10 protein-coding genes are annotated in these 15,142 nt (G+C 73.6%); 3 read left to right on the forward strand and 7 right to left on the reverse strand.

All coding sequences use genetic code 11. The annotated features are described in order from the left end of the window. Positions 1–427 precede the first annotated feature (427 nt). The 4 genes from ABZ495_RS28025 to ABZ495_RS28040 all read right to left on the reverse strand — a co-directional run bounded on the left by ABZ495_RS28025 (position 428) and on the right by ABZ495_RS28040 (position 5,939). Positions 428–2,800 (reverse strand): immune inhibitor A domain-containing protein, encoded by a 2,373-nt coding sequence (locus ABZ495_RS28025; RefSeq protein WP_359838698.1) that lies wholly within the window; start codon positions 2,798–2,800, stop codon positions 428–430. A gap of 222 nt (positions 2,801–3,022) precedes the next feature. Then, complete coding sequence (locus ABZ495_RS28030) at positions 3,023–5,089, reverse strand: prolyl oligopeptidase family serine peptidase (RefSeq protein ID WP_359838700.1); 2,067 nt, start codon at positions 5,087–5,089, stop codon at positions 3,023–3,025. Between the two features lie 114 nt (positions 5,090–5,203). After that, the gene (locus ABZ495_RS28035) at positions 5,204–5,536 is read right to left on the reverse strand and encodes a metalloregulator ArsR/SmtB family transcription factor (protein WP_329486894.1); all 333 of its coding nucleotides are present in this window, start codon (positions 5,534–5,536) and stop codon (positions 5,204–5,206) included. A 28-nt stretch (positions 5,537–5,564) separates the two neighbouring features. Then, on the reverse strand, positions 5,565–5,939 hold the full coding sequence (locus ABZ495_RS28040) for a hypothetical protein (protein WP_329486893.1): 375 nt from the start codon (positions 5,937–5,939) through the stop codon (positions 5,565–5,567). 258 nt (positions 5,940–6,197) lie between these two features. Between ABZ495_RS28040 and ABZ495_RS28045 the strand changes: the two genes are divergently transcribed. Then, positions 6,198–9,053, forward strand: a complete 2,856-nt coding sequence (locus tag ABZ495_RS28045; protein ID WP_359838702.1) for a DEAD/DEAH box helicase — start codon at positions 6,198–6,200, stop codon at positions 9,051–9,053. A gap of 68 nt (positions 9,054–9,121) precedes the next feature. Here ABZ495_RS28045 and ABZ495_RS28050 read toward each other — a convergent pair whose 3' ends face one another. The 3 genes from ABZ495_RS28050 to ABZ495_RS28060 form a co-directional block, all read right to left on the reverse strand. Then, the gene (locus ABZ495_RS28050; RefSeq protein WP_329492052.1) at positions 9,122–10,024 is read right to left on the reverse strand and encodes a 5'-3' exonuclease; all 903 of its coding nucleotides are present in this window, start codon (positions 10,022–10,024) and stop codon (positions 9,122–9,124) included. A gap of 101 nt (positions 10,025–10,125) precedes the next feature. Beyond that, positions 10,126–11,205, reverse strand: coding sequence for a cation diffusion facilitator family transporter (locus tag ABZ495_RS28055; RefSeq protein ID WP_359838704.1), 1,080 nt, complete (start codon positions 11,203–11,205; stop codon positions 10,126–10,128). Between the two features lie 273 nt (positions 11,206–11,478). Next, positions 11,479–12,219, reverse strand: a complete 741-nt coding sequence (locus ABZ495_RS28060) for a gamma-glutamyl-gamma-aminobutyrate hydrolase family protein (protein WP_329486888.1) — start codon at positions 12,217–12,219, stop codon at positions 11,479–11,481. A 155-nt stretch (positions 12,220–12,374) separates the two neighbouring features. On the opposite strand from ABZ495_RS28060, the gene ABZ495_RS28065 reads away from it, so the two are divergent. Both ABZ495_RS28065 and ABZ495_RS28070 read left to right on the forward strand, forming a co-directional pair. Continuing rightward, entirely contained in the window at positions 12,375–13,769 is a 1,395-nt protein-coding gene (locus tag ABZ495_RS28065) for a glutamine synthetase family protein (protein ID WP_359838706.1), read from the forward strand. 5 nt (positions 13,770–13,774) lie between these two features. Next, on the forward strand, positions 13,775–15,142 hold the full coding sequence (locus tag ABZ495_RS28070) for an aldehyde dehydrogenase family protein (protein ID WP_359838708.1): 1,368 nt from the start codon (positions 13,775–13,777) through the stop codon (positions 15,140–15,142).

Raw genomic sequence — 15,142 nt, forward strand, 5'->3', positions numbered from 1 at the left:
GCCGGGCGGTCCGGCGGCACCCCGGGGGCCCGTCCGCGGGCCCTCCTCCCGACCCCCGGTCGGGCGCGGCGGGGAACCTCTTGAGGGCCGCGTCCGACCGGGTTCCAACGTCTCGAAGGCCCGTACCCGCTGGTGGGTACGGGCCTTCTGCGGTCGGGGGGCCGGGGGTCTCGCGGGCCGGTGGGGAGCGTCGGGGGCCGGCCGGTGGGGGCGGGGGCGGACGCTGTGCCCGGTGCGGACGCGGTGCCCGGCGTGCCCGGCGTGCCCGGCGTGGTCGGTGCGGTCGGTGCGGACCGGGCCGGGCGGCCGGCGGGTCGCGGAGCCCGGCCGCCCCCGCGGTCGCGCCCGGCCCCGGACGACGCGAGGCCGTGGCCCCCGGACGGATCCGGGGGCCACGGCCGTTGTGCGGAGCGTGCGGGGGCGGGTCTCAGGAGGCCGGGCCCACCCGGACGGTGGTGATCCGGCCGTCCTGGGCTTCGCGGACGACCTCGATCTTGGTGTTGGTGTCCGGCACCTTCACGCCGAGCTGCGGCGTGGCGGGGTCGGAGTAGACCCCGGTGCGGTCGTTGAAGGCGGCGACGGCCGGCTCGGCGCCGATCCGCACCGGGACGCCGGCCTTGTGCAGGGTGAAGCCGGTGGTCCGCTTCAGCGAGAAGGTCGCGTCGAAGGTCTGCGCGCGGGCGTTGACCAGCGTGCCGTCGGCGAACCGGATCGGCGCCGGGTGGGCGTCGACCGGCAGGATCAGCCCGCCGCCGGGGTGGTCCTTGGTGTTGTTGTCGCCGTACCCGGTGTCCCAGAGCCAGACCAGCACGCCCTCCTGGTACGGGTAGGTGTCGACGATGTCCTTCTTGCCGTCGACGCCCGTGTACCCGAAGTTGTACGGGCCGGTCTTCAGGAAGGCGCCGTAGCCCGCGTACCGGCGGTTCTCCACCAGGTAGGCGCGCGGGTGTGAGGTGACCGCGGTGCGGCCGGTGACCACCGAGAACCCGGTCGCGGTCCAGCCGTCGGCCCCGTTCTCGGCGCCGTCGGCGAAGAGTTCGGTGGCGCCGGCGGCGACCCGGACGGTGTCGACCAGGACGCCGCGGCCGTGGGTGTTGTTGTCCGAGGTGACGTGGAAGCGCAGCCGGACCTGCTGCCCCGCGTAGCCGTCCAGCGGGACGGACAGCTGCCGGTATGCGCCGGACGTGCCGGTCAGACCGGGGGTGTTGGCGGTGGTGTTGCCGATCGGCGTGCCGTCGACGGTGCCGCCGAGCGCCTTCCAGGTCTTCCCCTCGTCGGTGGAGGCCTCGACCGCGAGGAAGTCGTAGTCCTGCTCGATGTCGTACCAGGTGGCGGCGGTCAGCGTGACCGGTCCGCTCACCGGGCGCAGGTCGACCGTCCGGGCCAGCGAGTTGTCCAGGTTGTCGCCCGTCCCGCTCCACCAGTGCTTGGCGCCCTGGTTCGGGTCGGCCAGGTCGGTGCTGGTGGTGCCGTCGGGCAGGTGCACCAGCACCGCCTGGGCCTGGTCGGTGTTGTAGCCGCTGACGCCGAGCGCGTGGCTGGAGCGGGTGGCGGCCTGCGCCTCGTCGTAGTCGAGCCAGCCGAACTGCAGCTTGCTCCAGGCGTCGAGGTCACCGGGGTAGCCGCCGGTGGTGTTCTTGCCCTTGCCGAGGTACGAGCCGGAGGACATCAGCGACCAGAAGTTGACGCTGTTGTCGCCGCCGGTGGTGCTGTACAGGTCGGGCAGGCCGAGGTTGTGGCCGAACTCGTGGGCGAACAGGCCGACGCCGCTGTTCTCGCCGCCCTGCACGTAGTCGTAGACGTACAGGCCGGTGTCGCCGACCGGGGCGCCGCCGATCCGGTTGCCCACCGGGCCGGTCTGGCCGGCCGGGTCCGGGAAGGCCCAACTGCGGTGCGCCCAGAGGGCGTCGGCGCCCTGCGCCCCGCCGCCCCAGGTCTCGTCGACGCCCGCGTGCACCACGATGACGTTGTCCAGGTAGCCGTCAGGCTGGCTGAACTCGCCGTCCTTGTCGTGGTCGTAGCGGTCGTAGACGTCGTACTGGGCCAGCTCGGCCTTGACGTCCGCGGCGGAGCGGCCCTTGCGGACCTCGCCGTCGTACCAGGCCTTGACCGCGTCCCGGACGAACTCCTGCCCCTGCGTCCAGGCGCCGGACCCCTGGGGGCCCTTGTTGCTGCCGTACCGGGCCTCGTTGTACGGCACGGTGACCCAGTCGCTGACCGTGCCCTCGACGTCGTAGCGGCCGGAGGACTGGGTGCGGTAGTAGTTGCGCATCGAGACCGCGCCGGGCGCGTCGTCGAAGAACAGCTGCTGGTAGTAGTCGCGGTCGAAGTCCTTGGACCAGAGCGTGTGGTTGTCGCTCCTGCCCGGCTTGGGGATCGCGTTGTGCTGCGGGCCGGGCGTGCCGCCGTAGCGGGGCTGCCCGTTGTACTCGGTGGTGTTGTCCACCTGGTCGCCGAACTGGGCGAGGATCACGAAGACCTTGTCCGTGCGCTGCTGCGCGAGCTGGACGTAGTCGTTGCCGATCTTCACCCTGGCGGGCGCCCGCTTCTGCGAAGTCTTGGCCACGGAGCCCTTGTTGACCTGCTCCAGGGCCTTGGTGCGAAGCGACTGGCGCTCGCGTTCCTGGGGGGCGAGCGGGCCGGGCGGGGCCTCGGCGCCACCCTCCTCGGCGCCTTGGGCGGCGGCCGCCGCGGTGAGGGCGGGGGAGGGGGGAGCGGCCTGGGCGGGGGTGCCGAGGAGGGAGGCCGCTATCGCGCTCGTGGTGAGCGCGGCCGCGAGTGCCGCGGACAGTCTGCGCAACTGACCGGTCCTTTCCGGACGGTGGGTGGTCTGGGGAGTCGGTGGAGTCGGGAAACAGTCGGTGGAGCGCAGGTAATATTTCACATGTCATGGGTCACACGGAAGGGATGGGACGGGGGCGACGGGCCGGACGCGCGACCGGCCGCCCCCGTGGGAGCGGCCGGTCGCGGTCCTGCGGTGGCGGGCACCCGGGCGTCGACGCCCCGGCGTGCCCCGCCGCCGCTACCCCAGGGCGCCCCGCAGGAAGGCGAGTTCGGCCGCCGTGACCTGCTCGCCCACCCCGTCCGGGGTCATGTGGGTGACGCCCGGCAGCGGCAGCACGCTGTGCGGGCGGCCCGCCCGGGTGAGCGCTCGGGAGAGCAGCAGGGTGTGCGAGGGGTGCACATTGTCGTCGGCCAGGCCGTGGATCAGCAGCAGTGGCCGGGTGAGTGACGGCGCGTCGTCGATCAGGCAGTCCGCCGCGTAGCCCTCGGGGTTGTGCTGCGGCAGGTCGAGGTAGCGCTCGGTGTACGCGGTGTCGTACCGGCGGAAGTCGGTGGGCGGCGCGCCCGCGCAGGCGGCGTGGAAGACGTCCGGGCGGCGCAGCACGGCGAGAGCGGCGAAGTACCCGCCGTAGGACCAGCCGCGCACACCCACCCGGCCCAGGTCGAGGTCGGGGTGGTCCGCGGCGAGCGCGTGCAGCGCGGCGACCTGGTCCTCCAGCGCGGCCGCGGAGAAGCGGCGGAAGATCGCCCGGGTGAAGGCGGGGGAGACGAACGGGGTGCCCCGGTTGTCGGTGGTGACCACCGCGAAGCCCTGGTCGGCCCACCACTGGCGGAGCTGCCAGCGGCGCGGTTCGTTGGCCACCGCCTGGTAGCCCGGGCCGCCGTAGACGTCGAGCAGGACGGGCAGCCGTCGGCCGGGCAGATGGCCGCGCGGGTACACCACGGCGGTGGGCAGGCCGTGTTCGGTGACCCGGGCGAGCCGCGGTTCGACCCGGTACGGCAGGGCGGCGGACAGGTCGGTGGGCGCCGCCTCGCCCCAGGGGCCGGTCAGCCGGCGGCGGACCCCGTCGGGGCCGGCCGAGACGAGCAGCAGGGTGTCGGCGGCGGCCAGCGCGGAGTGCACGCCGGGGCCGGAGCTGACCGGCTCGGGGGCGCCGCCGTCCGGGTCGACCAGGTGGACGTACTGGTCGGCGGGGTCGCCCTGGCCGGTCTCGCAGAGCAGCCTGCCGCGCAGCCGCCCGACCACCCGGCGGATCTGCAGGCCGGTGGTGTCCAGCGGCTCGCCGTCCACGGCCAGGCCGCGGGCGGCGGGGGTGTCGTGGGCGGTGAGCAGCCGGCCGCCGTCCAGCCGGGCGGGGGTGCCGGGCAGGTCGTCCACCCAGAACTCGTCGGTGGTGCGGGAGAGTTCACGGGTGGTGCCGGTGGCCGGGTCGGCGGTGAGCAGCAGCACGTTCTGCTGGAGGCGGTCGGCGACGGTGAGCAGGACCTCCCCGGTGCCGGCCCACTCGGCCGCGCAGAGGTAGGGGAACGCCCCGGCGTCCCAGCGCAGCCGGGTCCGGGCGCCGTCCAGGCCGAGGACCCAGAGCTGGACGTCCGCGTTGGGCCCGCCGGCCTGCGGGTAGGCGAAGTCCTCGGGCCGCTCGTCCGGGTGGGCCGGGTCGGCGAAGTAGCGCCGCGGCAGGGCGGCCTCGTCCACCCGGGTGGCCAGCAGCGCGCCGCCGTCCGGGCGCCACCAGTGGCCCCGGGCGCGGCCCAGCTCCTCGGCGGCGGCGAACTCGGCGACGCCCCAGCGGGCGCCGTCGGCGGGGCTCAGCGGCGCGGGCGCCGGGGTGACGTGGAGGGCGTCGTCGGCGACGTAGGCGACGCGGTGGCCGGCCGGGTCGGGGCGCGGGTCGAAGGCCGGTCCGGTCACCGGGAGTTCGGCGCAGGTGTCGGCGGTGGTGTCGGCGCGGAACAGCCGCCCGTCCAGGGTGAACACGGCGACCGCGAGGTCGGCGGTGGCGGCGAAGGTGCCGATGCCGGCGGCGGTCAGCCTGGTCCGTTCGCGCAGCCGCCGCTCGACGGCGGGCAGGTCGTCGCGGTCGCCGCCGCGGCCCGGGGCGAGCACGGCGGGGTCGGCGACCAGGCGTTCCTCGCCGGTGGCGAGGTCGAGGAGGTGGAGCCGGTCGACCCGGTCCTGCGGGCCGGCCGAGCGGAGCAGCAGCAGTCGGGTGCCGTCCTCGCTGAGGGTGATGGCGCGCGGGGCGCCGTGGCCGAAGCGGCCGGTGCGGGCGCTGAGGTCGAGGAAGGGATCGGTGAGGGTCACGGCCCGATGGTCGCCGGGAGGTACCTTCCCGGACCAGTAGGGTGTCATGTGAAATGTCACACATCACCCGCCGATGTGAGGTGACGCGGCGTCCAGGGGCCGTCGGGCCGGGCGTCAGTCGGCGCCGGCGCGGAGTTCGGCGAGCAGGACGCTCTGCTCGGCGATCAGCCCGGTGAGGATCCGCCGGGCGGTGAGCAGCAGGTCGGCGACCTCGGTCCCGGACAGCGCGTACACCACCGTGCTGCCCTCCCGGGTGGCGGTGACGATGCCGGACCGGCGCAGCACGGCGAGTTGCTGGGAGAGGCTGGACGGTTCGATCGCCAGCTCGGCCAGCAGGTCGCGGACGGGCGTCGGTCCGGCCTGCAGTAACTCCAGCACCCGGATCCGGACGGGGTGGCCGAGCATCCGGAAGAACTCGGCCTTGGCCTGGTACAGCGCGACCGCCACAGCGCTCCTTTCCTGGTGCCCGGCCCGGTCAGATCTCCAGTCCGACCTCGATCCGCTTGAGGTGGTGGCGGGCCATCGCCAGGTTGGCGCGGCTGCGGTTGAGCGCCAGGAACAGGAAGAGCCCCCGGCCGTTCGGCATGGTGAGCGGCCGGAGCAGGTGGTACTGGCTGGTGAGGCTGACCAGGATGTCCTCGATCTCGTTGTCATGGAGGTTGAGCAGCTCCATGGCCCGCATCTTGGCCCGGACCACGTCGGTGTTGCCGGCGGCGGCGACGTTGAGGTCCAGCTCGCCGCCCTCGCCGAGGGTGCCGAGCGCCATGCCGCTGCCGTAGTCGACCAGGGCCACGCCGATCGCGCCCTCGATCGCCATGGCCTCCTTGAGCGAGGTCTCCAGGTTCGCCATCGTCTTCTCCTCCTGTGAGCGGGGGACTCCCCTGCGTGGTGGCTGTGGGACCGAATGTAGGGAGAGGGGACGGCGTGGCACCGGGAATGACCAGAGACGTTCGAAGATGGCCGCTTCGTCGCTGCTTGAAGACATTTGCAACTATGGATGTGAGAGAGAACCGATCCGGTAGCGCGAAAAATCGGTGCTATCGATGTCAGTCCTCCCGGGTAACCTCTCGCTGAGATGCGAGATCACACCAATCACACCCGGACGGCGATGAACACCCCTGAGCCCGAGCAGCCCGAAGACCGGGAGCTCAGCCCCGCCGAGGCGTACGCGGCCTTCCGCCGCCGGGCCAAGGAGCAGGCCAGCGCCCTGTACGGCTTCCAGCAGCTCTACGACTTCCCGCTGGACGACTTCCAGCTGGAGGCCTGCCGGGCGCTGGAGGGCGGCGACGGCGTCCTGGTCGCCGCGCCCACCGGCTCCGGCAAGACGATCGTCGGCGAGTTCGCCGTGCACCTCGCCCTCCAGTCCGGGCGCAAGTGCTTCTACACCACGCCCATCAAGGCGCTCTCGAACCAGAAGTACGGGGACCTGGTCAAGCGCTACGGCGCGGCCAAGGTCGGTCTGCTGACCGGTGACAACAGCGTCAACGGGGACGCCCCCGTGGTGGTCATGACCACCGAAGTGCTGCGCAACATGCTCTACGCCGGCTCCTCCTCGCTCAGCGGCCTCGGCTACGTGGTGATGGACGAGGTGCACTACCTCGCCGACCGCTTCCGCGGCGCCGTCTGGGAGGAGGTCATCATCCACCTCCCCGAGTCGGTGGTGCTGGCCTCGCTCTCCGCGACCGTCTCCAACGCCGAGGAGTTCGGCGACTGGCTGGACACCGTGCGCGGCGGCACCAAGGTGATCGTCTCCGAACACCGCCCCGTACCGCTGTGGCAGCACGTCATGGCCGGCAACCGGATGTACGACCTGTTCGCCAACCCGGACCGCGACGGCCGCCCCAAGGACGCCCCGCGCAACCCGGCCAAGGCCGTCAACCCCGAGCTGGTCCGGCTCGCCCGCTCCGAGCTGGACCGCAACCCGCGCGACCGGTTCGGCCGCGGCCGGGGCCGCTCGATGCCCAACGGCCGCCCGGGCAAGGTCTGGACGCCCGGCCGGGTCGACGTCATCGACCGGCTCGACGCCGAGGGCCTGCTCCCCGCGATCACCTTCATCTTCAGCCGGGCCGGCTGCGAGGCCGCCGTCCAGCAGTGCCTCAGCTCCGGGCTGCGCCTCAACAAGGAGGAGGACCGGGGCCGGGTGCGGGCCATCGTCGAGGAGCGCTGCGCCGACATCCCCGACGAGGACCTGCACGTCCTCGGCTACTTCGAGTGGCTCGACGGGCTGGAGCGCGGCATCGCCGCCCACCACGCGGGGATGCTGCCGCGGTTCAAGGAGGTGGTCGAGGAGCTCTTCGTGAAGGGTCTGGTCAAGGCCGTCTTCGCGACCGAGACACTGGCCCTCGGCATCAACATGCCCGCCCGCTCGGTGGTCATGGAGAAGCTGGTCAAGTGGAACGGCGAGACGCACGCCGACATCACCCCCGGCGAGTACACCCAGCTCACCGGCCGGGCCGGCCGCCGCGGGATCGACATCGAGGGCCACGCCGTGGTGCTCTGGCAGCGCGGGCTCGACCCGGAGGCGCTGGCCGGCCTGGCCGGCACCCGCACCTACCCGCTGAAGTCGTCCTTCCGGCCCTCGTACAACATGGCCGTCAACCTGGTCTCGCAGTTCGGCCGGCACCGCTCCCGCGAGCTGCTGGAGACGTCCTTCGCGCAGTTCCAGGCGGACCGCTCGGTGGTCGGCATCGCCCGCCAGGTCCAGCGCAACGAGGAGGGCCTGGACGGCTACCGCGCGTCCATGACCTGCCACCTGGGCGACTTCGACGAGTACATGGGCCTGCGCCACCAGCTCAAGGACCGCGAGAACGAGCTGGCCCGCGAGGGCAGCAGCCAGCGCCGCGCGGCCGCCGTCGAGTCCATCGAGCAGCTCAAGCCGGGCGACGTCATCCACGTCCCCACCGGCAAGTTCGCCGGTCTCGCGCTCGTCCTCGACCCGGGCCTGCCGCCGGTCAGCCGCAACGGCCGGGTCGGCTCGCGCCACCCCGACTTCCAGGACGGCCCGCGCCCGGTGGTGCTCACCGCCGAGCGGCAGGTCAAGCGGCTCGCCATGATCGACTTCCCGCACCCGGTCGCGGCCCTGGAGCGGGTGCGCATCCCCAAGTCCTTCAACCCGCGCAGCCCGCAGTCCCGGCGCGACCTCGCCTCCGCGCTGCGCACCAAGGCCGGCCACCTGGAGCCCGAGCGGTTCCGCAAGGGCCGCGCGGCCGCCGCCGACGACGCGGAGATCAGCCGGCTGCGCGCCGCCCTGCGCCAGCACCCGTGCCACGGCTGCGACGAGCGTGAGGACCACGCGCGCTGGGCCGAGCGCTACCACCGGCTGCACCGCGACACCGAGCAGCTGGAGCGCCGGATGCGCTCCCGCACCCACACCATCGCCCGCACCTTCGACCGGGTCTGCGGCCTGCTCACCGACCTCGGCTACCTCCGGGGCGACACCGTCACCGACGACGGCAAGCGGCTCGGCCGGCTCTACGGCGAGCTGGACCTGCTCGCCTCCGAGTGCATCCGCGAGGGCGTCTGGAGCGGTCTGGCCGCCGCCGAGCTGGCGGCCTGCGCCTCGGCGCTGGTCTACGAGTCCCGGCAGTCCGACGACGCCGCCGCCCCCCGGGTGCCCGAGGGCGGCACCAAGGAGGCACTCGGCCAGATGATCCGGATCTGGGGCCACCTGGACGCCCTGGAGGAGCAGCACCGGATCAACACCGCCGAGGGCGTCGGGCAGCGCGAGCCGGACGTCGGCTTCGCCTGGGCCGCGTACCGCTGGGCCCTCGGCCACAACCTGGACTCGGTGCTGCGCGACGCCGACATGCCGGCCGGTGACTTCGTCCGCTGGACCAAGCAGCTGATCGACGTGCTCGGCCAGATCCAGGACGCCGCCGGCGAGGACGCCGAGCTCCGCCGGACGGCCCGCAAGGCCGTCGACGGCCTCCGCCGCGGCATCATCGCCTACTCCTCGGTGGGCTGACCGTCGCACGCCGAAGGGGGGCCGTGGTCATCGACGACGGCCCCCCTTCGTGCTGTGCTGCCGGGGTGTCAGCGCGCCGCGAGGACGGCCAGGACTCGCTCCAGGGACGTGCCGAGGCCCCAGCGGGCGGAGAGCTCCTCCAGGGTCATCGGGTCCAGCGGCTCGCGCGGGAGGGCCGGGTCGAAGGGCGGCAGCGGCGCGTCGGCGGCGACCCGGACCACGGTCGGGGCGACGTCCAGGTAGGCCGCGCCCTCGACGATGTTGCGCCGGCGGGCCGGGGTGAGCTTCGAGCGGATGTCGAGGGCGGCGGCCCGGATCGCCGGGAGGTCGCCGTACTCGTTGATCAGCTGGGCGGCCGTCTTCTCGCCGATCCCCTTGACGCCGGGCAGGCCGTCGCTGGGGTCGCCGCGCAGGGCGGCCATGTCGGCGTACCGGGCGCCGCGCACGCCGTACTTCTCCAGCAGCAGCGCGTCGTCGGTGACCTGGAGGTTCCCCATCCCCTTGACCGGGTAAAGCACGGTGATCCCGCGGGCGTCGTCGACCAGCTGGAAGAGGTCGCGGTCCCCGGTGACGATCTGCACCGGGCCCTCGGCCCGGGCGGTGAGGGTGCCGATCACGTCGTCCGCCTCGTAGCCGGGGGAGCCGACCCGGGCGATGCCGAGCGCGTCCAGCACCTGCTCGATCACCGGTACCTGCGGGGCGAGCGTGTCCGGCACCTCCTCCTCGCCGTCCACGGCCGCCTCGGCGACCCGGTGCGTCTTGTAGGAGGGCACGAGGTCGACCCGCCACTGGGGGCGCCAGTCGGCGTCCATGCAGGCGACCAGCTGGTCGGGCCGGTGGTCCTGGACCAGTCGGGCGATGAAGTCCAGCAGGCCCCGGACGGCGTTGACCGGTTCGCCCTGCGGGGAGCGCAGGGAGTCCGGCACGCCGTAGTAGGCCCGGAAGTACAGGCTGGCGGAGTCGAGCAGCATCAGTCGCGGTGCGGTCACGTCTCAGATCATGCCGTACCCGGCCGACAGCCCGCCGGTTCCGGCGCTCCGGGGTCCGCTGTCCCGGCTTCGGCGCCCCGGGCTCAGTGCTCGTGCGGTCCGGCGCGGTGGACCGGGCCGTGCGAGTCGGCGCAGTGCTCGGGGAGGTCGCCGGCGGGGGTGGTGATCTGCAGCAGGGCGCCCGCCTCGTCCTCGCCGACGTGGTCGACCTGGAGGGTGCTGTGGGTGATCCCGTACTCGCCCGCCAGCCGGCGCTGCAGCTCCCGGCGGACGGCGTGGCAGTCACCGCCCGGGGTGACCAGGATGTGCGCCGACAGGGCCGGCTGGCCGGAGGTGATCTCCCAGATGTGCAGGTCGTGGATCTCCTCCACCAGCGGCTGGGCGACCAGCCGGTCCGCCACCGCGTCCGGGTCGACGCCGGCCGGGGCGGCCTCCAGGAAGATCCGCCCGGAGGCGCGGACCAGGCCGATGCCGGCCTTCAGCATCAGCGCCACCACGATCAGCGAGGCGATCGCGTCCGCCCGGGCGAACCCGGTGGTCAGCATCACCGCGCCGGCGACGGCGGTGGCGATGAACGCGTAGAGGTCGGTGACCACGTGCTGGAAGGCGCCCTCGACGTTGAGCGAGCTGCGGTTGGCCTTGGACATGCACCAGGCGGCGGCCAGGTTGACCACGATCCCGATCAGCGCGGTGACCAGCACCAGCGAGCCGGTCACGTCCGGCGGGTCGATCAGCCGGGTGACGGCCTCGTAGCCCAGCCAGGCCGAGAGGACCAGCAGGGTGACGCCGTTCGCCTGGGCGGAGAGGATCTCGGCGCGCTTGAGCCCGTAGGTGTAGCCGCCGCGGGCCGGGCGGGCGGACAGTCGCATCGCCACCAGGGCCAGCACGATCGAGGCGGCGTCGGTGAGCATGTGCGCCGCGTCGGAGATCAGCGCCAGCGACCCGGCGGCGAAGCCGACCACCACCTCGCCGGCCATGAACACCACGATCAGCGCGAGGGCGCTCACCAGCCAGCGGCGGTCGGCGTCGACGGCCACGCCGTGCGAGTGCCCGCCGTGACCGTGCGCGCCGTGACCGTGCCCGCCGTGCCCGCTCCGCGCGGGCCCGTCGCCGTGCCGGTGGTCATGCGCATGATCATCGGGGGAGTGGTCGTGCCCGGCCATCGAAGTCCTCTCCTGGACGCGCGGGGGTGGAGGCAGGGAGGCGAACGCCCCGCAGTCGAAGTGAACCGCAGATCGAAGGAAGATCCAAAGACTGCACTGGAGACCGTTGTCATTGCCGCGGCGCGACCCCCGCCCGGTGCCGCCGCACCACCGCTGAGCAGGGAAAACGGGAATCGGGCAGGTCGGACGGCTCGGCCCCACCGTGGCGGCCGACGCGGTGACCGCGGGGCCCACCGGACCGGTGGCCGTGACCGCCCGGCGGGCCGGGTGGGTCTAACCGAGCGCGCCGACCGGCTCCAGCGGGACCGTCCGGGCCGCCGTCGCAGCCCGGACCAGGGCCTGCATCACCCGCAGGTCGTCCCCCTGCTCGGGGTGCCACTGCACCCCGAGGGTGAACCCCGGTCCCTCCACCGCCTCCACGGTGCCGTCCGGCGCGTGCGCGCTCACCCGCAGCCCCGCGCCGAGCCGGTCCACCGCCTGGTGGTGGAAGGTCGGCACGGTCAGTTCGCTCTCCGGCAGCAGCCCGCCGAGGAGCGTCCCGGGCACCGGCCGCACCGTGTGCTCCCCGTACGTGCCGGGCGTCCCGGCGTGCACGTCGGGGTGCACCACGTCCGGGAGGTGCTGGACGAGCGAGCCGCCGCAGACCACGTTCAGCACCTGCATGCCCCGGCAGATGCCCAGCAGCGGCATGCCCGCCGCCAGGGCCGCCCGCAGCAGCGCCGACTCCCACTGGTCCCGCTCCGGCGAGTCCGCCTCGGTCAGCGGGTGCGGCGGCTGCCCGTAGTACGCCGGGTCGATGTCCGGTCCGCCCGTGATGACCAGGGCGTCCAGCCGGGCGAGCACCTCCGGCGCGCGCTCCGGGGAGTCCGGCGGCAGCAGGAGCGCGATCCCGCCCGAATCCCGCACGTACGCGGTGTACCGCTCGGGCACCAGTGCCACCGGGCGGTTCCGCCAGTCGCTCCAACTCACGTCCACCTGGTAGGTGCTGACGCCGATGAAAGGCCTGCGATCCATGGCGCGCATTCTCCTCCAGCCCCGCCTGATACCCCGTCAACCACGCGTATCGGCGCGCCACACCCGCCCGCCCTCTTCCGCGCTGTCCGTGGCAGGCCGTACGGTTCGCTGTGACCGTGTGATCTCGCTGAGTGAGCGAAGGGGAGGGTCCCGTCATGCCCGACAACACCGCCGCGACCGCGCGGCCGCGCGCGCCGCTCACCCTCGGCGAGCTGCGCACGCTGGTCGACGCCGGCGAGATCCACACCGTCGCGCTCGCCTTCACCGACATGCAGGGCCGGCTCCAGGGCAAGCGCTTCGCCGCCCGGTTCTTCCTCGACGAGGTCGCCGAGCACGGCGCCGAGGCCTGCGACTACCTGCTCGCCGTCGACATCGACCTCAATACCGTCGACGGCTACGCCCAGTCCTCCTGGGAGACGGGCTACGGCGACTTCGCCATGCGCCCCGACCTCGGCACGCTCCGGCTCACCCCCTGGCAGCCCGGCACCGCCCAGGTCACCGCCGACCTCGCCCGGCACGGCGGCCACCCCGTCGACACCGCGCCCCGGCAGGTGCTGCGGCGTCAGATCGAGCGCCTCGCCGAGTACGGCCTGGCGGCCGACATCGGCACCGAGCTGGAGTTCCTGGTCTTCCGCGACACCTACGAACAGGCCTGGCTCGGCGGCTACCGCGGCCTCACCCCGGCCAACCAGTACAACGTCGACTACTCGCTGCTCGGCACCGCCCGGGTCGAGCCGCTGCTCGCCCGGATCCGCAACGAGATGGCCGGCGCCGGCCTCGTCGTCGAGTCGGCCAAGGGCGAGTGCAACCTCGGCCAGCACGAGATCGCCTTCCGCTACGCCGACGCCCTCACCACCTGCGACCAGCACAGCGTCTACAAGACCGGCGCCAAGGAGATCGCCGCCCAGCAGGGCTGCGCACTCACCTTCATGGCCAAGTACGACGAGCGCGAGGGCAACAGCTGCCACATCCACCTCTCGCTGCGGGACCTCCGCGTCCCGGGCGGCGCCCCGGCCTTCGCCGACCGCGACGGCCGGATGACCGACACCATGCGGCACTTCCTGGCCGGCCAGCTCGTCGCCCTGCGCGAGTTCAGCGTGCTCTACGCGCCCAACATCAACTCCTACAAGCGCTACCGGCCCGGCTCCTTCGCCCCGACCGCCGTCGCCTGGGGCCGCGACAACCGCACGTGCGCCTACCGGGTGGTCGGCCGCGGTCCGAGCCTGCGGATGGAGAACCGCGTCCCCGGGGGCGACGTCAACCCGTACCTCGCCGTGGCGGGCATGATCGCCGCCGGTCTGCACGGCCTCCAGCAGAAGCTCGAACTGCCCACGCCCTGCCTGGGCAACGCCTACGCCGTCGACGAGTACACCCGGGTGCCCGGCTCGCTGCGCGAGGCCGCCGACCGCTGGTCGCAGAGCGAGCTCGCCCGCGCCGCCTTCGGCAACGACGTCGTGGAGCACTACCTGCACATGGCCCGGGTCGAGCAGTCCGCGTACGACAGCGCCGTCACCGACTGGGAGCGCTACCGATCCTTCGAGCGGATGTGAGCCGCGTGGGGAGTCCCGCCGTCAGCACCGTCCTCAACCCGGCCACCGGGGAGGTGCTCGGCACCGTCCCGGACACCACCCCGGCGCGGCTGGACGCCGCCGTCCAGCTCGCCCTCAAGGCCCAGCAGGGCTGGGCCGCGCTCGCCCCCGGCGAACGCGCCCGGCTGCTGCGCCGCTTCGCCGACCAGGTCGAGGTGCACATCCCCGAGCTGGCCGCCCTGGAGGTGAGCGAGGCCGGGCACACCGTGGGCAACGCCCGCTGGGAGGCCGGCAATGTCCGCGACCTGCTGGAGTACGCCGCCGGCGGGGTGGAGCGGCTGACCGGCCGCCAGATCCCGGTGGCCGGCGGCCTGGACGTCACCTTCCACGAGCCGATCGGCGTGGTCGGGGTGATCGCCCCGTGGAACTTCCCGATGCCGATCGCCGCCTGGGGCTTCGCCCCGGCCCTGGCCGCGGGCAACGCCGTCCTCCTCAAACCCGCCGAGGCCACCCCGCTCACCGCGCTGCGGCTGGCCGAACTCGCCCTCGCCGCCGGGCTCCCGGAGGGCCTGTTCCAGGTCGTCCCCGGGGCCGGCGCCACCACCGGCCGGGCGCTGGTCGACCACCCTGCCGTCCGCAAGATCGTCTTCACCGGCTCGACCCTGGTCGGCAAGGAGGTCGCCGCCCGGTGCGCCGCCCAGGCCAAGCGGGTCACCCTCGAACTCGGCGGCAAGAGCCCCAACATCGTCTTCGCGGACGCCGACCTCGCCCGCGCCGCCGACCCGATGTCCTTCCTCGACAACAGCGGCCAGGACTGCTGCGCGCGCAGCCGCATCCTGGTCCAGCGCGAGGTCCTCGACGACTTCCTCGCCCTGCTGCTGCCCGCCGTCGAGGCCGTCCGCACCGGGGACCCGGCCGACCCGGCCACCGAGCTCGGCCCGCTGATCTCCGCCGCCCAGGTCCGCCGGGTCGCCTCCTACGTCACCCCCGAGCTGCCGGTGCTGGCCCGTGGCGCGGTCCCCGACGGCCCCGGCTTCTGGTACCCGCCGACCGTGCTCGCGCCCACCGACCCGACCGTGCCCGCGGCGACGGAGGAGATCTTCGGCCCGGTCGCGGTGGTGCTCCCCTTCGACGGCGAGGCGGACGCCCTGCGGCTGGCCAACGGGACCCGCTACGGACTCTCCGGGTCCATCTGGACGCGGGACGTCGGTCGCGCGCTGCGCCTGGCCCGGGGCGTCGCGGCGGGCAGCCTCTCGGTCAACTCGCACTCCTCGGTGCGGTACTGGACGCCCTTCGGCGGGTTCGGCGAGTCCGGCGTCGGCCGGGAGCTCGGGCCGGACGCGCTGGTCCCCTTCACCGAGACCAAGAACGTGTTCATCCAGAGCGAGGAGTAG

Origin of the sequence: Kitasatospora sp. NPDC005748 (assembly GCF_040630735.1) — a bacterium.
In the GTDB taxonomy this organism is placed as follows: Bacteria; Actinomycetota; Actinomycetes; order Streptomycetales; family Streptomycetaceae; genus Kitasatospora.

Bases quoted from the DNA above. Each gene is read 5' to 3' on its own strand.
- ABZ495_RS28040 (WP_329486893.1), bottom strand. From the start codon at position 5,939: ATGGCGAACCTGGAGACCTCGCTCAAGGAGGCCATGGCGATCGAGGGC.
- ABZ495_RS28045 (WP_359838702.1), top strand. From the start codon at position 6,198: ATGAACACCCCTGAGCCCGAGCAGCCCGAAGACCGGGAGCTCAGCCCC.
- ABZ495_RS28050 (WP_329492052.1), bottom strand. From the start codon at position 10,024: ATGCTGCTCGACTCCGCCAGCCTGTACTTCCGGGCCTACTACGGCGTG.
- ABZ495_RS28055 (WP_359838704.1), bottom strand. From the start codon at position 11,205: ATGGCCGGGCACGACCACTCCCCCGATGATCATGCGCATGACCACCGG.
- ABZ495_RS28060 (WP_329486888.1), bottom strand. From the start codon at position 12,219: ATGGATCGCAGGCCTTTCATCGGCGTCAGCACCTACCAGGTGGACGTG.
- ABZ495_RS28065 (WP_359838706.1), top strand. From the start codon at position 12,375: ATGCCCGACAACACCGCCGCGACCGCGCGGCCGCGCGCGCCGCTCACC.